Consider the following 17,998-nt stretch of genomic DNA (forward strand, 5'->3'; position numbering starts at 1 on the left):
TTAAGGAAGCCCTGCGTGCGACCGTCGCCGGGACACGCCTCGGCGCGATCGAACATTGCGCGGATCTGTTCCGTCAGGTCCCCGGATCTTGCGCGCAGGCTGGCTGGGCCAAGACGTCCGGGCGCGCGTCTCGGCAGACCGGCACGGCGTTGCCGGCCGTAGCGGACTCACCGGATTCCCGCGGCGCGGTCCTGACACACGGGCCGTCCGGTACGCATTCCGGGACGGGTCCGCCTTTACAGGCTCGGATGACGACCGATACACGTTTTTGTGAGGGCCGGACCATATCCGGCCGTCAGCGACACGCGGCTCAAGCCGCGGCGCGAGGGAGGATGGATGGACACGGGTCAGCCCCTGCTGGAAGTTGACGGCGTCACGCTGCGCTACAAGACGCCCGATCACCTCGTCACGGCCACCTACCGGGTGAGCTTCCGGATCTGGCCGGGAGACCGGTTCGTGCTGCTCGGGCCTTCGGGCTGCGGGAAGTCGACCCTGCTCAAGGCGGTGGGCGGCTACATGGCGCCGACCGAGGGCGAGATCCGGCTCAAGGGCCGGCCTGTGACCGAGCCGGGCCCCGACCGGATGATGGTGTTCCAGGAATTCGACCAGCTCCTGCCCTGGAAGACGGTCCGGCAGAACGTGGTCTTCGCCCTCGAAGCCTCGGGCCGGCTGAAAGGGCGCGCCGCCCTGGAGCGGGCGAACCTGTACATCGACAAGGTCAATCTCACGAAGTTCGCCGACAGCTACCCGCACACGCTCTCGGGCGGCATGAAGCAGCGCGTCGCCATCGCCCGCGGCATGGCGATGGAGCCCGATATCCTGCTGATGGACGAGCCCTTCGCGGCGCTCGACGCCCTGACCCGGCGGCGCATGCAGGACGAGCTGCTGATGCTGTGGGAGGGCACGCGCTTCACCGTGCTGTTCGTCACCCACTCGATCCCCGAGGCGATCAAGGTCGGCTCGCGCATCCTGCTGCTCTCGCCCCATCCCGGCGAGGTGAAGGCGGAGCTCAACAGCGCGGACTCGCCGGAGGCCGCGATGGGGCTGGAGAACCGGATCCAGCAGATGCTGTTCTCGGAAGAGATCGAGGAGGCGGAGAATGTCTAGCGCGCCCGTCCTGACCGGCCTGCCGCGCGCCGCACCCGCGCGCCCGTCCGCCGCGGATCCGAGCCGTCCCGAGATCGTGCGCGAGACCGGCCACGCCCACGGCGCCACGGTGGTGGAGAAGCCCCTGTCGGTCGCCGAGCGGCTCTACAACCAAGCGTGGCTGCGCAAGATCGTGATCCTGCTCGTCCTGGCCGGGATCTGGGAGGCGTACGGGCGCTACCTCGACAACGATCTCCTGTTTCCGACCTTCTCGGCCACCGTGGAGGCGTTTGTCCGCGGCATCGCGGACGGCACGCTGCCGGCCCGCGCCTGGACCTCGCTCAAGGTGCTGCTGATGGGCTACGCCGCCGGCGTCGCGCTCGCGACCGCGCTCACCGGCCTCGCCATCGCGTCGCGGATCGGGACCGACTTCCTCGAGACGCTGACCTCGATGTTCAATCCGCTGCCGGCGATCGCGCTGCTGCCGCTGGCGCTGATCTGGTTCGGCCTGGGCAGCGGCAGCCTGATCTTCGTGCTCGTCCACTCGGTGACCTGGGCGATCGCGCTGAACACCCATTCGGGTTTCCTGTCGGTCAGCCGGACGCTGAAGATGGTCGGGCGCAATTACGGGCTGTCGGGGCCGGGCCTGATCGGCAAGATCCTGATCCCGGCGGCGTTTCCCTCGATCCTGACCGGCCTGAAGGTCGGCTGGGCGTTCGCGTGGCGCACCCTGATCGCGGCCGAGCTGGTCTTCGGGGTCTCGTCGGGGTCAGGCGGGCTCGGCTGGTTCATCTTCGAGAACAAGAACATGCTCGATATCCCGAACGTGTTCGCCGGGCTGCTCACCGTCATCCTGATCGGCCTCGTCGTCGAGAACCTGATCTTCCAGACAATCGAGCGCCGCACCATCCAGCGCTGGGGCATGCAGGCCTGAGCGGCGGATGTCAGCGAGCCGCCGGGGCGCGGCACGCGCCCGCCCGCCGCAGAGGCTCGGGCTGCACGGTTTGGAACATTCCTCTGCGTGTTGACGATCGACGCGGTCATTCCGGGGCGCCGCAGGCGCGCCCGGAATCCATTACCGCTGAGCGCGCCGCATCCTGACATGTCGGCGGGTCTGGATTCCGGGCTCCGCTGCGCGGCCCCGGAATGACAGGGTGAGGCGGCTGCGATGTGCCTCCACCGCGAAGGGGATCGAGCGCTCTGCCCGAACGGCAGACGAAAGCGGCTCGCCCACGGAAACCCACGGACATCGAGTCTTGCGGACGTTCAGGAGGCTTGAGAGTGACATTATCTACATTAGCCGCGCATTAGAGATAAAAAATCTCCCTTCGTCGCGTGCCGCAGCCGTTTTCTTCCTATACCCTCTGGGGCGACCCCGGAGCCACGTCCTGTGAGTCCTGACGCCCCTTCCCGCACCGCCCCGCCTGTCGCCCGCTCCGGCGGGGGCAGCCGGTCGAGCCCTTCCGCCTCGGTCCTGCCCGGGATCGGCCTGTGCGCGGCGATCACCGCCGTGGCGATGGCCGCGCAGGCGCTGGAGGAGCGCGTTGCGGGCCATCCCTATGTCGAGGCCCTGGTCCTGGCGATCCTGATCGGCATCGCGGTGCGGACCGCCTGGACGCCCCATGCCCGGTTCCGGACCGGCATCGCCTTCTCGGCCAAGCAGCTCCTCGAAGTCGCGGTCGTTCTGCTCGGCGCCTCCCTGAGCCTCGGGGCGATCCTCGCCTCCGGCCCGGCCCTGCTCGCCGGCATCGTCGCCACCGTGGTGCTCGGCATCGCCGCCAGCGTGGCGATCTGCCGGGCGCTCGGCCTGCCGGCCCGGATGGCAATCCTGGTGGCCTGCGGCAACGCCATCTGCGGCAACTCGGCGATCGCCGCGGTGGCGCCCGTCATCGGGGCGGAGCCGAAGGACATCGCCGCCGCCATCGCGTTCACGGCGGTGCTCGGCGTGCTGATGGTGCTCGGGCTTCCGCTGTTCGTCCCCCTCGCCGGCATGAACGACAGCCAGTACGGGGTGCTGGCAGGGCTGACCGTCTACGCCGTGCCGCAGGTGCTGGCCGCCACCGTACCGGTGAGCCTGCTGTCGACGCAGATCGGCACCCTGGTGAAGCTCGTGCGCGTGCTGATGCTCGGCCCGGTGGTGGTGGCGTTCTCGCTGATCGCGCCCCGCCTGCCGCGGGCGGCCGGCGCCCCGCCTGCACCGAGCCGGCCCGGGCTCACCAAGCTGGTCCCGTGGTTCATCCTCGGCTTCCTGGCCCTGGCGACCCTGCGCTCGTCGGGCCTCGTCCCGGATGCGGCAGTGAAGCCCCTGACGCAGCTCGCCGGGGTGCTCACGGTCCTGTCGATGGCCGCGCTCGGCCTCGGCGTCGACGTGCGCATCCTCGCCCGGGTCGGCGGCCGGGTGACCCTGGCGGTGACCGCCTCGCTGGCGGTGCTCGTCCTCCTCAGCCTGGCGCTGATCCGCGGCCTCGGCATCGAATGACCCCGCCGGGATTCCGGACCGACCGGGGCCTGCCGGTTATTCCGCGCTGCCGTATTCCCGGCAGGCCATGGAGGTCCGGGCTGTAAACGCCCGGGGATCGGCGCTTCTGTGCAGGTGAGCGGCCCGGTTCGGGGCCCGGCCTCGGTCGTCCTGCACCAAAATGCGCGTTCCGCATCCGGCGAGCTGCCGGGACCATCTTGACACTCAAGGGGTTTTTGCTTTTGGAACCCGCGGCGTCATCGTTGAAACCTTCAAGTGGACCCGCGCAGTGCCCGAAAAAAGTCCCGAGCGCTCCATCAAGCTCGTCACGCTGGCCGGCGAGATCGTTGCGGCTTACGTGTCGAACAATTCCGTTCCGCCGGCGGCGCTGCCCGAACTGATGGCAAGCGTGCACGGAACCCTGGCGGTCCTCACCGGACGGCCGCAAGCCGACGCGCCCCCCGCCGTCGAGCAGCCGACGCCCGCGCAGATCCGCAAGTCGGTCCAGGAGGACGGGATCCTCAGCTTCATCGACGGCCGATCCTACAAGACGCTGAAGCGTCACCTCAACGCCCACGGCCTGACGCCGGAGCGCTACCGCGAGCGCTTCGGCCTGCCGGCAGATTACCCGATGACCGCGCCGGGCTACGCCGCCCAGCGTTCGGCGCTCGCGAAGGCCATCGGTCTCGGCGTGCCCGGCGGGCGGGTCGGTCAGCGCAGGACCGGCACGAACGGCTGATCGTCGGCGCCGCTCCGTGTCCGATCGCTCCGGTCCGCGCGGCTCTGGAACGGCAGCACCTGCGCGGAGTCCGGAGCGGGCCGGCCACACCCTGTGGGATCGGGACGCGCCGGCCGGCCGAACGTGTCGGCCCACCGCAAGGTGATGACGCGGCCATTCAGGGCTTCAGCGGCGCTGTCGTCGACCCTGTCGGCGGCCGGCGACTTGCGGCGACCGGAACCGATCCAGCGCTCCACCCGCTTCCCGCGCCGGAGCAGCGGCTCCAGGCGCTGGCGGGCCGGCTCGACGTCATCGGGCTTGTCTGAGGTCGACACGCTGAAAAACCCCCGTCCGCGTTCGAAGCGCGAGCGGGAGACGGGCAGCGGGTTCGGCCGTGGATCCGCCAGGGTGCTCTACCTTCGACAACGCCGCTATCCTATCCGGTTGTGCGCAACCGGATAGGGCGACTCCGTCCAAAAAACTTGTCTCTGCGTCCCAGAACGGCCCAATCCGGGCCGCGGCGGCTCAGGATGCGCGCGCCCCCGGCACTGCCGCCAGCAGGCTGCGCGTGTAGGCGTGGTCCGGTGCGGCGAACAGGTCTGCGGTGCCCCGCATCTCCACGATGGCGCCGCGGTGCATCACGGCGATCCGGTCGCAGATCGTGGCGGCTACGCGCAGGTCGTGGGTGATGAACAGCATCGCGAGCGACAGGCGCTGCTTCAGGTCTTCCAGGAGATCCAGCACCTGCCGCTGGACCGAGACGTCCAGCGCCGAGACCGCCTCGTCGGCTACCAGCACGTCCGGCTCCATGGCGAGCGCCCGGGCAATGCCGATGCGCTGGCGCTGCCCGCCCGAGAAGGCGTTCGGGTAGCGGGCGGCGGCCTTGGGATCGAGGCCGACGAGGTCGAGGAGGCTGCGTGCCCGCTCCCGCGCCTCGGCGGCCGGGACTCCGTGGGCGATCGGGCCCGCCGTGATGATCTGCTCCACGGTGCGGCGCGGGTTCAGGGACGCGAACGGGTCCTGGAAGATCATCTGGATGCGGTTGCGCTTGTCGCGCAAGGCCGCCTTCCCGAGAGCCGTGTAGTCGAGATCCCCCAGCCGGACCGTTCCGCCGTCGGGCTCGATCAGCCGGATCGCGAGCCGCGCCGTGGTCGACTTGCCCGACCCGGATTCGCCCACGATCCCCAGGGTCTCGCCGCGGCGGACGTCGAACGAGACCTCCTTCACGGCGGCCACGACCCGCGGCTTGCCGAACAGGCCGGAGCGCCCGGAATAGGTCTTGGACAGCCCGGTCACCGAGAGGGCGACCGGGGCTGCCGCCAGGGCTGAGCGCGCCGGCGGCGTCAGGCTCGGGACGGCGGCGAGCAGCGCCTTGGTGTAGGCTGCCTGCGGGTTGCGCAGCACCGCCTCGGCCGTGCCGGATTCCACGAGCCGCCCGCGCTGGAGCACCGCCACGTGATCGGCGATCTCCGCCACCACGCCGAAATCGTGGGTGATGAACAGGACGCTCATCCCGCGCTTCCGCTGCAGGTCGCGGATCAGCCGGAGGATCTGGGCCTGGGTGGTGACGTCGAGCGCCGTGGTCGGCTCGTCGGCGACCAGCACCGAGGGTTCCAGCGCCAGCGCCATGGCGATCATCGCCCGCTGCCGCTGGCCGCCGGAGAGCTGGTGCGGGTAGGCCCGCACCGCCTCCTCGGGGTTCGGCAGCCCGACCTCGGTGGCGAGCGCCACCGCCCGGGCCCGGCGCTCGCTGCGGGTGAGCAGGTTATGCGCCTCGAACATCTCGGCGATCTGGTCGCCGATCCGCATCACCGGGTTCAGCGCCGTCATCGGCTCCTGGAACACCATGGCGATGCGCCGGCCGCGCAAGCGGCGCCACGCGGGCTCGTCGAGGGTCAGGAGGTCCCGGCCCTCGAACAGGATCGTGCCGGAAGTCGGCGTCAGCGCCCGGGGCAGGAGGCCGGTGAGCGCGTAGGCGCTCATCGACTTGCCCGAGCCCGATTCCCCGACCACGCACAGGATCTTCCCGGATTCCAGGTCGAGGTTCAGGCCCTCGACCGCGTGCGGGCGATCGGCGCCCTTGGGGAGCGCGATCGTCAGATCGCGGATGCGGACGACCGGCGCGCTCATCGTGTCAGGCCCTCGCTGTGCGGCGGCGGAGGATGTCGGGTCCGGCCTCGCCGAGATCCCAGAACAGGCCGGCCATGATCGCCAGGCCCTCGCGGGTGCCGGAGGCGAGCATGTGCTCGTCGGGCCCGTGCTGGCGGCAGGCCGGGTAGGAATGCGGCACCCAGAGGGTCGGCAGGCCGAGGATCTCCGAGAAGGCGTCGTTCGGCAGCGATCCGCCGAGATTGGGCAGCAGCGCCGGCTTCTTGCCGGAGCTCGCCTCGATCGAGTGGAGCGCCCACTCGACCCAGGGATCCTCGACGGGGAGACGTGTCGCCTGAAACACCTCGGCGGCGCGGGCCGGCCGGACCTCGATCATCGGGAAGCCGTGGGCGTCGAGATGGGCGCGCACGTTCTGGATCAGGTTCTGCCAGTCGGTGCCGACCACGAAGCGCAGCTGCAGGGTCGCCTTGGCGTGGGGCGGAACGGCGTTGAGCGGCCCGTCCGGGTCGCCGGTCTTGAAGGCCAGCACCTCCAGCGTGTTCCAGGCGAAGACCCGCTCGGCCGGCGTCAGGCCCGGCTCGCCCCAATCGGCATCGATCGTCGGCGCGGTCGGGTCCTCGCCGACGCGGATGTCGGCAAGGGCGGCGCGCACGCCCTCGGGGATCGGCGGCGGCCGCAGCGCGTCCACCAGGATGCTGCCGCGGGCGTCGACCATCGAGGCGATCGCCGAGGCCAGCACCGTGCCGGGGTTGCGCAACAGGCCGCCCCAATTGCCGGAATGGTGGGGACCCTCGCGCAGGTTGAGGCTCAGCTCGAAATTGTAGGCGCCGCGGGAGCCCAGGAAGAGGGTCGGGCGCTCGCCGTTGAGGCGGGGGCCGTCCGAGGCGATCAGCACGTCCGAGCGGAGGGAATCGGCCTGCTCCCGGCAGAAGGGCCGCAGGCCCGGGGAGCCCGATTCCTCGCCCATCTCGATCAGGAGCTTGACGTTGAAGCCGAGATGGCCGTCGCGGGCCGCGATCACCTGCTCCAGGGCGGCGAGGTTGAGGACGTGCTGGCCCTTGTTGTCGGCGGTGCCGCGCCCGTACCAGCGGTCGCCCTCGACCACGATCTCCCAGGGCCCGAGGCCCGCGCGCCACTGCTCGGGATAGCCCCGCACCGTGTCGCCGTGGCCGTAGATCAGCACGGTCGGCAGGTCCGCGCCCTCGCGCCGTTCGGCGATCAGGAACGGGCCGTGCACCCCGTCCGGGTTCGGGAAGATCTTCGGGGTCTCGAAGCCGAGCCTGGCGACGAGCGGCACGATGAAGGCGTCGAGATAGGCGCGGAGGGCCGCCTCCTGGCCGGGGGCCTGGCTCTCGGTGGGCATCGCCACGGCCTTCCGCAGGAGGGCAAGGAACGCGCCCGAGTCGAAGGCCTCTGTGGCGCGCGCGATGGCGGCGTCTCGCGTCATGGTGTGTTTCCCGTGAAACATTTTGGTAACCTGTCGGCGGGCACTGGCCCGGCGCAGCCGTCAGTGGCGTGCCTCGGGCGCCGTGATGTCGCGCAGGCCGTCCCCCAGCAGATTGATCGCCAGCACGAGCAGGAGGAGCGCCACGCCCGGGATGGTGATCACCCAGGGCTGGAAGAACATGTACTGCTTGCCCTCGGCGATCATCAGGCCCCAGGAGGGCAGGGGCGGCTGCACGCCGAGCCCGAGGAACGACAGGGCGGCCTCCAGCAGGATCGCATGGGCCATCTCCAGGGTCGCCACGACGATCAGGGCGTTCATGATGTTGGGCAGGATTTCCTGGCCGATGATGCGCAGATCCGTGAGCCCGGCGGCCCGGGCCGCGCTGACGAAATCCTGGTTGCGGATCTGCTGGGTCGCGGCCCGGGTCACCACGGCGAAGCGGTCCCAGAGCAGGAAGCCCAATACCAGCACCACCACCTTCAGGGAGCCGCCGACCAGCGCCGCCATGGCGAGCGCCACCAGCACCACCGGCATGGCGAGCCGCGTGGTCACCACGTAGCTCACCACCGAGTCGACCCAGCCGCCGAAATAGCCGGCGCACAATCCCAGCGTCGTGCCGATCAGCCCGGAGATCAGCGCCGCCGAGATCCCGATCAGGAGGGAGATCTGGCCGCCGTAGAGCAGACGGCTCAGGTAATCACGGCCGAGCTTGTCGGTGCCGAGCACGTGCTCCCAGGTCCCCTTGGCCTGCCAGATTGGCGGGATCAGGCGGCGGGACACGTCCTGCGCGTAGGGATCGTGCGGGGCGATGAGCGGGGCAGCGAGCGCCGCCAGCACGATCAGCCCGAGGATCCCGGCCCCGATCAGGAAGCCCGTGTGGCGCAGGCCCCGCCGCAGGATCAGGTGCGTCGGGGAGGGCACCGGTGCCAGGGCGATCGGCGCGTCCGGGGGCAGGGCGGGGGCGGCGAGCGCCGCCGTGTCGGGGGGGAGGCTCATGGCGGGCTCCGTCCTCACGATTGGCGCAGGCGCGGATCGAGGAAGGCGTTCAGCAGGTCGGCGGCGAGCGTCAGGCCGATGTAGATCATGGCCAGGACCAGCACGATCGCCTGGACGACCGGGAAGTCGTTGCGGGCGATGGATTCCCAGGCGAGCTGCCCGAGCCCCTGGAGCGAGAACACCGCCTCGATCACGATCGAGCCGCCGAGCATGAAGCCGAACTGCACCGCCGCCAGGGCGATCACCGGGATCACGGCGTTGCGCAGCGCATGCCGCACCAGGATCTTGCGCGGCGGCAGCCCCTTGGCGCGGGCGGTGCGGACGTAGTCGGAGGCCAGCACCTCCAGCATGCCGTTGCGGGTGAGGCGCATCACGGCGGGCATCGCGTAGTAGCCCAGCGCGATCGCCGGCAGGACGAAGTTCTTCCACGTGGCGTTGCCCGAGACCGGCAGCCAGCGGAGATTCACGGAAAAGATCAGGATCAGCGTCAGGCCGAACCAGAAGCTCGGCATCGCCTGGCCGAGCACCGAGACGGCCAGCGCCGTCCGGTCGATCCAGGTGTCCCGCTTCACGGCGGCGACGACGCCGAGGGGAATGGCCACGAACAGCGCGACGGCGAGCGCGATGATGCCGAGATAGAGGGTGATCGGCAGGCGGGCGGCCAGCAGGTCGATCACGCTCTCGCGGAAATAGAAGGAGTTGCCGAAATCGAGGTGTAGAGCCCGCCAGCCCCAGGTGAGGAACTGGGTGAGCAACGGCTGGTCCAGGCCGTAATCCTGGCGAATCTGGGCGATCTGCGGCCCGGTGGCCTCCGGCCCGGCGATCGCGGTCGCGAGGTCACCCGAGAGGTGGAGGAGCAGGAAACTCGCCACCGAGACCGTGAAGGCCACCGCCAGGGCGACCAGGATGCGCCGGACCGTGAAGGCCAGCATGGCTCAGGCTCCTTCCTGGCGACGGGAAACGGATCGGTTGGCACTCACGGAACCCGGCTGGATCGCGGGTCCCCGCTCCCGCGCGGGATAGGGGGCGCGGCGCGTCGCGGCCACCGCCCTCATTTCCACGACGCCGCGTAGAACCGCGCCACCTCGTCGGGCTGGGCGGTGAAGTTCAGGTCCGACGTGAAGGCGTAGTTGGTCGCGTAGGAGAACATCGGCAGGGCGTAGGCCTCCGCGGCGATCCGCTGGAGCGCCTTGGCGTAGGCGGCCTTCCGGGTCTCCGGATCGGTGGAGCCGTCGCCCTTCTGGAGGTCGGCGATCACCTGCGGATCCCGGGTCAGATCCTCCTCGCCGCCGCGGAAATACACGCCGTCGAAGGCCGAGACGTCCAGGACCGAGAACGACCCCCAGGTCTGGTAGCCGATCGAGACCTTGCCGGCCCGCAGCGAATCGCGGAACGCCGCGTAGCGCAGGTAGTTGAGCCGCGCCTTGATGCCGACGGCGGCGAGATAGCCGATCACCGCCTCGGCGTAGTCGCGCTCGCGATAGGCGCCGAGATCGATCTCGAATCCATTCGGATAGCCGGCTTCCTTGAGCAGCGCCTTGGCCTTGGCGGGGTCGTAGGCGTAGCGCGGCACGCCCTGGTCGGTGCAGCCGAACTGGTCGACGAAGCACAGCGCGTTCATCACCCGCGAGGCGCCCCGCACGAGGTTGTCGACCATCGCCTTGCGGTCGATGGCGTAGGCGATCGCCTGCCGGACGCGCAAGTCCTTGAGCGGCGAGTTCTCCTTGGCGCGGCCCAGCGTGTCGAACTGCAGGAAGCCGACCCGCATCGTCTCGGCGTTGAGCACCGTGATGTTGGGCGCGGCGCGCAGCTGCTCGGCCTGATCGCTCGGCACCCGCCAGATCCAGTCGACGCCGCCGGTCATCAGCTCGGCCATCCGGCTCTCGCCGTCCGGGATGACGCGGAACTGCAGCTTGCCGATCTTCGGCTTACCCAGCGGGCTGCCAGCCCAGTATTTCTCGAAGCGCTCCATGCTGACGCCGCGGCCGCTGTCGACCTTGGTGATCCGGTAGGGGCCGCTGCCGACCGGCGCCTTGGCGAAGCCGTCGAGGCCGACCTTCTTGAAGTAGTTGGCCGGGAAGATCGGGGTCGGGCCGGCGAGGTATTCCAGCGCCGCCGGGAACGGCGCCTTGAGGTGGATGCGGACATTATGCGGGCCGGTCACCTCTACGGACTTCATCCAGTCGACGTTCTGGCGGGTGACCGTGCGCGCCTCGGGCGTCAGCACGTAGTTGAACGTGAAGGCCACGTCCTCCGGCCCGAGCGGGTCGCCGTTGTGGAAGACCACGCCCTCGCGGATCGTGAGATCCAGGGTCGTGTCGTCCGCCCAGGTCCAGGCGGTCGCCAGAAACGGCTTGTAGGTGCCGTCCTTGGGGTCCCGGTACAGCAGCGTGTCCCAGCAGTTCCGGGCCAGGATCACGCCCTCGCGGGCGCTGTTGTGATACGGGCTGACGTTCTCCGGCTCGCTGTCCGAGGCGTAGACCAGGGTGTCGTCGGCCTTGCCGGCGAGCGCCGGATGCGCGGCGACCAGGGTCGCGAGCGAGGCGGCCAAGGTGGCGGCCCGGGTGAGAGTCCGTAGCGGCATGCAGGCTCCGACGGCGCGGCGGACAGGCCCGGCGGAAGGTTCCGCGGCTGCCGCCTTTTTCACCCTGCCATGATGTTGTGCATCTGGGATCGCAACAAGTAGAATTTGGCGAGTGCTGCCTTGCCATATCGGCAACGGATATGGCGTTATAGCCGTATCGAGGTACGATAGTGCAAACGACGGGCCTTCGCTACTTCCTGGCCGTGGCCCGCACCGGCTCGATTGCTGCGGCCTCCGCGCAACTCAACGTCGCGGCCTCGGCGATCAGCCGGCAGATCGCCAACCTGGAGGCCGAGCTCGACTGCGTGCTGTTCGAGCGGCGCCCGCGCGGCATGGTGCCGAGCCCGGCGGGCGAGCTGCTGGCCCAGCACGCCCATCAGGTGCTGATCCGCGCCGAGCAGGTGGTCACGGAGATCCGCGAGCTCGAAGGGCTCGCCCGCGGCCTGATCCGGGTGGCGAGTTCCGAGGGTTTCGCCCTGGACATCGTGCCGAACGCCATCGCGGCCTTTCACATGGCCCATCCCGGCATCCGCTTCGAGGTGACGGTGCTGCCGCCCGCGCAGGTGACACAGACGGTGGCGGTGGGGGATGCCGATCTCGGCATCACCTTCGCGCTCACCCCGAGCCCCCAGGTGGAGGTGCTCTATGACGGGCAGGTGGACATGCTGGCCCTCGCCGCCCCCGATCACCCTCTGGCGCGAGCGCCGGCCCTGCGCCTCGCCGACCTGTCGAACTACCCGCTGGCCCTGCCGACGCGGGACACGACCCTAAGGCAGGTCTTCGATGCCGCCTGCGCCCTCGAAGGCCTCGCGGTCGAGCCGGTCCTGACCGCCAACAAGCTCTCGGCGCTGCTGCCCTTCGTCCGGCGCTCCCGTGGGCTGGCGCTGATGTCGGCGCTCTCGGTGACGACGCCGCTGCGCCTGAACGAGCTGGTCAGCCTGCCGATCCACGCCCGGGCGAGCCTCGCCCGCGGGATCCAGGTCCAGGCCATGCGCGACCGGCGGCTCCCGAAGGCGGTGCAGGCCTTCCTGCGTCAGCTCACCGATGCGCTGCCGCCCAGGGTGTCCGGATAGGACCGCGCGGGCCGGTCAGGCGCCGCCGCGGCCCGCAGCGACGGCGCAGCTGTGATCCATCACGTCTTCGGCGCTCGCGCTGGGCACCCGGTAGGCCAGCAGCAGGATGCCCCGCTCGGGGTCGCCCGGCAGGGTCGCCACGGCCGCGAAGCTCGTCCGGTGCAGGTTCGGCCGCCCGCCCGGCAGGGTGTGCAGGGCCGCGAACGGGTTGAAGCGCGCGGCCTCCGCCTCCGGCACGCGCAGCGCGAAATAGCGGTCGCCGGCGAGCGGCACCGGGAAGCGGGACCAAGCTGCGCGGATCTGGCGGCCATGCGCCTTGAGGGCGGCCAGCACGCTCGGCTTCAGGCAGTCGAGATGGATGTGGAGCTGGTCCTGGCTGCGGCCCCGGGCCGAGTTGACCGCGAGCCCCACCGCCTCGGGTGTCAGCCGCCCCTTCAGCACGTCCGACACGAACGGGCGCGCGGCCAGCGCCGCCCGCCAATAGGCGATCCCGGACGGGCCGCGCAGGATCGGGGCCTCGAGGCCCGCGACCGTGTCGGTGGGCATGACGACGATATGGGTCGGCTCGCCCGGCGCGCGCAGCACCGCCGAGCCGGGGCGCTCCGTGTCGCCCAGGTCGACCGAGAGGCACGGAAAGGTCCGGTTGGCGATCCGCTTGGCGAGCACGCAGGTCTTCAGGGCAGCCCAGAGGACGTCGCGGCTCGGATCCGGTGCGGCCGAAGCCGGCAGCGAGACCGCGACGAGGAGGGCGACGAGCAGCGCGCGGCGCATGGGAGCTCCCGGAGACGCCGGGCGGGACTGCCCCGCGCGGCCAGGACCCGCGATAGCCGATCCGGACCCGTGCCGGCAAAGCGTCCGGATACCCTGACGCCGGGCCGGAAACCCGCTATCCCGGCCCGTTCCGAACCCGGAGCCCCGATGGCGCGTACGCTCACCCCGGAGATCGGCGCCCGCTTCGCCGCGGTCGCGCTCGGCCACGTCACCCGCGAATACCCGAACAAGCCGGGCCACGTCCTGGCGGGTCCGGAGGATGCGCGCACGCCCGCCGACCTGCACCCGGTCTTCCACGGCAGCTACGATTGGCATTCCTGCGTCCACGGATACTGGCTGCTCGCGCGGGTGCTGCGACGGTTCCCGGACGGCGCGCAGGCCGGCACGATCCGCGCGCGGTTCGACGCGCAGCTGACGCCCGGCCGGGTGGCGGGGGAATGCGCCACCTTCGCCGCTCCGAATGCGCGCGGCTTCGAGCGGCCCTACGGCTGGGCGTGGCTCCTGAAGCTCGCCGACGAACTCGCCCACCTGCCCGAGACCCGCTGGTCCGAGGCCCTCGCGCCGCTCGCCGCGATCGTCGTCCAGCGGTTCGGCGAGTTCCTGCCGATCGCGCCCTATCCGGTGCGGGTGGGGACCCATTTCAACACCGCCTTCGCGTTGCGCCTCGCCGCCGATTACGCCGAGGGGGCGGGGGAGGCGGCGCTCGGCGCCCTGCTGCTGCGGACCGCCGAGCGCTGGTACGGCGCGGACGCGGCCTGCCCCGCCTGGGGCGAGCCGGGCGGGGACGATTTCCTCTCCTCCGCGCTGATCGAGGCCGAGTGCATGCGCCGGCTCCTGCCGCCGGCGCGGTTCCGGCCCTGGTTCGGCCGCTTCCTCCCCGATCTGGCGGCGGGCCGGCCGGCCACCCTGTTCCGGCCGGCCGACGTGACCGACCGCAGCGACGGGAAGATCGCCCATCTCGATGGCCTGAATCTCAGCCGCGCCTGGTGCTTCCGAACGCTCGCCGCCGCGCTCGATCCCGCCGATCCCCGGCGCACGCCGCTCGCCGCGGCGGCCGAGGCCCACCTCGCGGCAGGACTCCCGCACGTGTCCGGCGACTACATGGGCGAGCACTGGCTCGCGAGCTTCGCGCTGCTGGCGCTCGAGGCCTGACGCGGCCCTGCTCCGGCTGTGGTGTCCCTGTCCGTCATCACGAGCGCATCGACGTGACCCCGGGGCAGCGCGACCTCCGGGATCGGGGCGCCCGCCGGATTGCTTCGCTCGGCTCGCAAGGACGGTGAGGCCGGAGTCATCATCCGGAACCGCTATGAGAGATTTCTGAGAACTTCTTGTCGCAGGCCGCGTTGACCCTCGCTGACCAAAAAAAAGGACCGTCCTTGCAGGAGCGGCCCGAAGTCTAGGGAGGAAACGCCCACGAGGGGCTGCAGCACAGCGACGCCATCGCTGTGCTGCACTGCGTCAACCGGAGATCGCCGGCCTTGTTCCGAAGGTCGGCCCTCCGCCATCTCACACGGAGCCGGGCGGCGGCGTGACGGCAGCCGGGAGACCGTGCGGACGGCGCGCATCCCCGGGGCCGAAGGCGGGCCGGTAGGTCCGCTCCAGGGTCATCAGGCCGCGCAGCGGCGCCTCCGCGAGATCGAGCAGCTGGGCGTCGCGCCAGCGCAGCTTGCCGCCGCGGCGTCGGCGAAACCAGCGCCCGCCCTCCTCCTCGACCAGCAGGATCAGCTTGCCGGTCCAGGTCCGGCGGAACCAGAATCGTCCGGTCAGGGGCATGGTTGAATCGAGCCTCGGTATTCGAGGCCCCGACAATACATCTGCCTCGAAAGGCCGAAAACAATCTGGGCTAAGGCGCTTAAAATCTTGGTCAAGACTGTTAATCTTGCGTGAAGTCTTCCGCCTCGACGTAGCGGGCGCCGGAGGTCGGCCGCCTGCGCCGTTTCGCCGTCTCGTAGAGAACCTGGGCGAGCTGCTCGGCCGAATAGGGTTTGCGCACGAGGGCGAAGCCGTGCGCGTCGTCCGTGGCCAGGATGTGGCTGTAGCCCGAGGTCAGCACCACCGGCAGGTCGGGGCGGCTGGCCTGCAACTGCCGCGCGAGGGCGAAGCCGCCCATGCCCGGCATGACCACATCCGAGAAGACCACGTCGAAGCGGTCCGGCGTCCGGTCGAGCTCGGCGAGCGCCTCCTCGGCGGATTTCGCCCAGATCGGCGCGTGGCCGAGATCCTCCAGGATCTGCGTGCAGAACCGCCCGACCCCGAGATTGTCCTCCACGACCAGGATGCACAGGCCCCGTTGCGGCTCCGTCTCTCGCCGGTCGTCGCGGCCGGCCCCGGCCGCTCCCGAAGGCGCCGCGACCTGCGGCAGGTAGAGGCTGAAGGTGGTGCCGCGGCCGACCGCGCTCTCCACGTCGATGTCGCCGCCGGACTGCTTGGCGAAGCCGATCACCTGACTGAGGCCGAGCCCGGTCCCCTTGCCGATCTCCTTGGTGGTGAAGAACGGCTCGAAGATCCGCCCGAGATCCGAGGCCGGGATGCCCGCCCCGGTATCGGTGACCCGCACCGCCACGAACGGCCCCGGGGCGCCGGCATGCCCGCGGATCGGCGGCATCGGATGATCGCCGTCGAGGTGCAGGGTCAGGGTGCCTTCCCCGTCCATCGCGTCCCGGGCGTTGACCGCCATGTTGATCAGCGCTGTCTCGAACTGGCTCTCGTCCGCGCGCACGAAGCGCGGCGCTTCCGGCAGGTCGATGGCGACGCGGATGCGCGCGCCGGTCACCGAGTCGAGCATGTCGGCGATGCTGCGCAGGCGCGCGCCGATGTCGAAGACCTGCGGCTTGAGGGCCTGCCGCCGGGCGAAGGCGAGGAGCTGGCCCGTGAGCTTGGCGGCGCGATCGACGGTGTCGGAGACCGCGTCGAGGTAGCGGCGGCGCCGCTCCTCCGCGAGGTCGGGCCGGCGCAGGAACTCGACGGAGGAGCGGATGATGGTCAGCAGGTTGTTGAAGTCGTGCGCCACACCGCCGGTGAGCTGGCCGATGGCCTCGAGCTTCTGCGACTGCCGCAGCGCCTCCTCGGCCTGGCGCTGCTCGGTGATGTCGCGGCCGAAGCCGTAGAACAGCCCGTCCTCCGGGACCACGGTCCAGAGCACCCGCCGCGGCTCGCCGGCGCGGGTCAGGCAGGACAATTCGACATCCTCGACCCGGCGGTCCTCGCAGAGCGGCCGCAGGGCCGCCAGGGCCGCCTCGCGCTCCGGAGGTGCGATGAAAGTCAGGGCGGTGCGGCTGAGGGTTTCCTCCTCGGACCAGCCGAGCGCCCGGCTCCAGGACGGATTCACCGACTGGACCTGCCCCGCCCGGTCCGAGACGAGCTTCAGCACCGGCGAGAGGGTCCAGACCCGGTCGCGGTCGCGGATCTGCGCGGCCACCTGGGCCTCCAGGCGCTCCGCCCGGGACTTGAGCAGGATCTCGCTCCGCTTCCGCTCGGAGACGTCGTGGGCGAAGACGTAGAAGCCGTCGACCGCGCCGTCCGGCCCCCGCCGCGGGAGATAGCGGGTATCGGCGATCCGGGCCTCGCCGTTGGGGAAGGTCCAGGACCATTCGTACCGGATCTCGCGGCCGGCCAGCGCCTGCTCGATGGCGGGGCGCCGCGCCTCGAAGGCTGCGGCGCCGAGGAGGCCGTGCATCGTCTGCCCGACGACCGCCATGGCGGCGTGGCCCGTCCAGGTCTCGTAGGCGGCGTTGGCGAATCGGTAGACGAGGTTGCGGTCAATGAAGGCGATCAGCACCGGCATCGCGTCCGCGACCAGCCGGAGCTCGGCCTCCCGCGCCTGGAGCGCCAGCTCGCTCCGGCGGCGCTCCGTGATGTCGTTGAACAGGACGGCGACGTGGTGCCGCCCCGGCCCGTCGACCCGGTAGGCATGCACGTCGTACCAGCGGCCGAGGGCCTCGGCCGCCTGCTCGAAGCGGATCGGCTCCCCCGTGAGCGCGACCCGGCCGTAGACGTCGAACCAGTGCTGCTCGTGATCCGGGGCGAGATCCCGCATCCAGCGGCCGACCACGTCCGTCAGGCCGGTCTGCTGCTCGAAGGCGGGATTGACCTCCAGGAAGCGGTAATCGACCGGGCGGTCGCCATCCGCGAACTTCACCTCGATGAGGCAGAAGCCGGCATCGATGAACTCGAACAGCGAGCGGTAGCGCTCCTCGTTCCGGCGCAGGGCGGCTGTGGCGCAGCGGGTCTCCAGCTGCGTCATCACGGTCCGGGCGAGCGCCTTGAGGATGAAGAGCTGCTGGTCGGACAGCGTGCGCGGCTCGCGGTCGAGGACGCAGAGCGTCCCGATCGCCCAGCCGTCCGGTGTCACGAGGGGCACGCCGGCGTAGAAGCGCAGATGCGGCGCGCCGGTCACGAGGGGATTGGCGGCGCTCTCCGGCACCGCCGCCAGGTCCGGCAGCACCAGGGCGCCGTCCTCGCGCATCGCCGCGGTGCAGAACCCGGCATCGAGGGGCATCGACCGCGCCGCGTGGCCGAACGCGGCTTTGATCCACTGCCGGTCGGCATCGATGAAATTGATGTGCGCCATCGGCGTGCCGCAGGCCTGGGCGGCCATCTCGGCGATCTCGTCGAAGGCAGGCTCGGGAGGCGTGTCCAGGATGGCGTAGGCGCGCAGCGCGGCGAGCCGCTGGGGATGCTGGGGCTCGAACCCCGCCGAGCGGGGCATTGTCTTGTTCCGCGACACGGGAGCGTCATAGCTCACGTCCCTGACCCT

At 70.7% G+C, this 17,998-nt stretch carries 15 protein-coding genes; 6 read left to right on the forward strand and 9 right to left on the reverse strand.

The features are described 5' to 3' along the window. The first annotated feature begins 336 nt into the window (after nucleotides 1-336). The 4 genes from JOE48_RS15935 (at nucleotide 337) to JOE48_RS15950 (ending at nucleotide 4,283) form a co-directional block, all read left to right on the forward strand. The gene (locus tag JOE48_RS15935; RefSeq protein ID WP_210028644.1) at nucleotides 337-1,107 is read left to right on the forward strand and encodes an ABC transporter ATP-binding protein; all 771 of its coding nucleotides are present in this window, start codon (nucleotides 337-339) and stop codon (nucleotides 1,105-1,107) included. After that, entirely contained in the window at nucleotides 1,100-2,020 is a 921-nt protein-coding gene (locus tag JOE48_RS15940; protein WP_210028646.1) for an ABC transporter permease, read from the forward strand. The genes JOE48_RS15935 and JOE48_RS15940 overlap by 8 nt, the downstream gene beginning before the upstream one ends. Before the next feature lie 456 nt (nucleotides 2,021-2,476). Beyond that, complete coding sequence (locus JOE48_RS15945; protein ID WP_210031316.1) at nucleotides 2,477-3,565, forward strand: putative sulfate exporter family transporter; 1,089 nt, start codon at nucleotides 2,477-2,479, stop codon at nucleotides 3,563-3,565. 268 nt (nucleotides 3,566-3,833) lie between these two features. Then, nucleotides 3,834-4,283 (forward strand): MucR family transcriptional regulator, encoded by a 450-nt coding sequence (locus JOE48_RS15950; RefSeq protein ID WP_312893238.1) that lies wholly within the window; start codon nucleotides 3,834-3,836, stop codon nucleotides 4,281-4,283. On the opposite strand, the gene JOE48_RS15955 is transcribed toward JOE48_RS15950, so the two are convergent. The 6 genes from JOE48_RS15955 to JOE48_RS15980 form a co-directional block, all read right to left on the reverse strand. Beyond that, on the reverse strand, nucleotides 4,256-4,597 hold the full coding sequence (locus JOE48_RS15955) for a hypothetical protein (protein ID WP_210031319.1): 342 nt from the start codon (nucleotides 4,595-4,597) through the stop codon (nucleotides 4,256-4,258). The two genes, JOE48_RS15950 and JOE48_RS15955, sit on opposite strands and share 28 nt — an antisense overlap. Nucleotides 4,598-4,787: 190 nt before the next feature. Continuing rightward, nucleotides 4,788-6,392 (reverse strand): ABC transporter ATP-binding protein, encoded by a 1,605-nt coding sequence (locus JOE48_RS15960; RefSeq protein WP_210031321.1) that lies wholly within the window; start codon nucleotides 6,390-6,392, stop codon nucleotides 4,788-4,790. Nucleotides 6,393-6,396: 4 nt separating this feature from the next. Further along, nucleotides 6,397-7,818 carry a M20 family metallopeptidase gene (locus tag JOE48_RS15965; RefSeq protein ID WP_210031323.1) on the reverse strand — a complete coding sequence of 474 codons (1,422 nt, stop codon included), beginning with the start codon at nucleotides 7,816-7,818 and terminating at the stop codon, nucleotides 6,397-6,399. 60 nt (nucleotides 7,819-7,878) lie between these two features. Beyond that, complete coding sequence (locus JOE48_RS15970) at nucleotides 7,879-8,814, reverse strand: ABC transporter permease (protein ID WP_210031324.1); 936 nt, start codon at nucleotides 8,812-8,814, stop codon at nucleotides 7,879-7,881. Between the two features lie 14 nt (nucleotides 8,815-8,828). Further along, nucleotides 8,829-9,746, reverse strand: coding sequence for an ABC transporter permease (locus JOE48_RS15975; RefSeq protein WP_210031325.1), 918 nt, complete (start codon nucleotides 9,744-9,746; stop codon nucleotides 8,829-8,831). A 119-nt stretch (nucleotides 9,747-9,865) separates the two neighbouring features. Continuing rightward, nucleotides 9,866-11,398: an ABC transporter substrate-binding protein gene (locus JOE48_RS15980; protein ID WP_210031326.1), complete on the reverse strand. Its 1,533-nt coding sequence runs from the start codon at nucleotides 11,396-11,398 to the stop codon at nucleotides 9,866-9,868. Between the two features lie 170 nt (nucleotides 11,399-11,568). Between JOE48_RS15980 and JOE48_RS15985 the strand changes: the two genes are divergently transcribed. Then, complete coding sequence (locus tag JOE48_RS15985) at nucleotides 11,569-12,471, forward strand: LysR family transcriptional regulator (protein WP_210031327.1); 903 nt, start codon at nucleotides 11,569-11,571, stop codon at nucleotides 12,469-12,471. 15 nt (nucleotides 12,472-12,486) lie between these two features. On the opposite strand, the gene JOE48_RS15990 is transcribed toward JOE48_RS15985, so the two are convergent. Continuing rightward, nucleotides 12,487-13,242 (reverse strand): CDP-diacylglycerol diphosphatase, encoded by a 756-nt coding sequence (locus JOE48_RS15990; RefSeq protein ID WP_210031328.1) that lies wholly within the window; start codon nucleotides 13,240-13,242, stop codon nucleotides 12,487-12,489. Between the two features lie 147 nt (nucleotides 13,243-13,389). Here JOE48_RS15990 and JOE48_RS15995 point away from each other — a divergent pair, with 147 nt between their 5' ends. After that, the gene (locus JOE48_RS15995; RefSeq protein ID WP_210031329.1) at nucleotides 13,390-14,394 is read left to right on the forward strand and encodes a DUF2891 domain-containing protein; all 1,005 of its coding nucleotides are present in this window, start codon (nucleotides 13,390-13,392) and stop codon (nucleotides 14,392-14,394) included. A 354-nt stretch (nucleotides 14,395-14,748) separates the two neighbouring features. On the opposite strand, the gene JOE48_RS16000 is transcribed toward JOE48_RS15995, so the two are convergent. Both JOE48_RS16000 and JOE48_RS16005 read right to left on the reverse strand, forming a co-directional pair. Further along, the gene (locus JOE48_RS16000; RefSeq protein ID WP_210031330.1) at nucleotides 14,749-15,015 is read right to left on the reverse strand and encodes a hypothetical protein; all 267 of its coding nucleotides are present in this window, start codon (nucleotides 15,013-15,015) and stop codon (nucleotides 14,749-14,751) included. Between the two features lie 100 nt (nucleotides 15,016-15,115). Next, nucleotides 15,116-17,950, reverse strand: a complete 2,835-nt coding sequence (locus JOE48_RS16005) for a PAS domain-containing protein (protein ID WP_210031332.1) — start codon at nucleotides 17,948-17,950, stop codon at nucleotides 15,116-15,118. Nucleotides 17,951-17,998 lie beyond the last annotated feature (48 nt).

Source organism: Methylobacterium sp. PvR107, assembly GCF_017833295.1.
Lineage (GTDB): Bacteria > Pseudomonadota > Alphaproteobacteria > Rhizobiales > Beijerinckiaceae > Methylobacterium.

Bases quoted from the DNA above. Each gene is read 5' to 3' on its own strand.
- JOE48_RS15935 (WP_210028644.1), top strand. From the start codon at position 337: ATGGACACGGGTCAGCCCCTGCTGGAAGTTGACGGCGTCACGCTGCGC.
- JOE48_RS15940 (WP_210028646.1), top strand. From the start codon at position 1,100: ATGTCTAGCGCGCCCGTCCTGACCGGCCTGCCGCGCGCCGCACCCGCG.
- JOE48_RS15960 (WP_210031321.1), bottom strand. From the start codon at position 6,392: ATGAGCGCGCCGGTCGTCCGCATCCGCGATCTGACGATCGCGCTCCCC.
- JOE48_RS15965 (WP_210031323.1), bottom strand. From the start codon at position 7,818: ATGACGCGAGACGCCGCCATCGCGCGCGCCACAGAGGCCTTCGACTCG.
- JOE48_RS15970 (WP_210031324.1), bottom strand. From the start codon at position 8,814: ATGAGCCTCCCCCCCGACACGGCGGCGCTCGCCGCCCCCGCCCTGCCC.
- JOE48_RS15975 (WP_210031325.1), bottom strand. From the start codon at position 9,746: ATGCTGGCCTTCACGGTCCGGCGCATCCTGGTCGCCCTGGCGGTGGCC.
- JOE48_RS15980 (WP_210031326.1), bottom strand. From the start codon at position 11,398: ATGCCGCTACGGACTCTCACCCGGGCCGCCACCTTGGCCGCCTCGCTC.
- JOE48_RS15990 (WP_210031328.1), bottom strand. From the start codon at position 13,242: ATGCGCCGCGCGCTGCTCGTCGCCCTCCTCGTCGCGGTCTCGCTGCCG.
- JOE48_RS15995 (WP_210031329.1), top strand. From the start codon at position 13,390: ATGGCGCGTACGCTCACCCCGGAGATCGGCGCCCGCTTCGCCGCGGTC.
- JOE48_RS16000 (WP_210031330.1), bottom strand. From the start codon at position 15,015: ATGCCCCTGACCGGACGATTCTGGTTCCGCCGGACCTGGACCGGCAAG.
- JOE48_RS16005 (WP_210031332.1), bottom strand. From the start codon at position 17,950: ATGCCCCGCTCGGCGGGGTTCGAGCCCCAGCATCCCCAGCGGCTCGCC.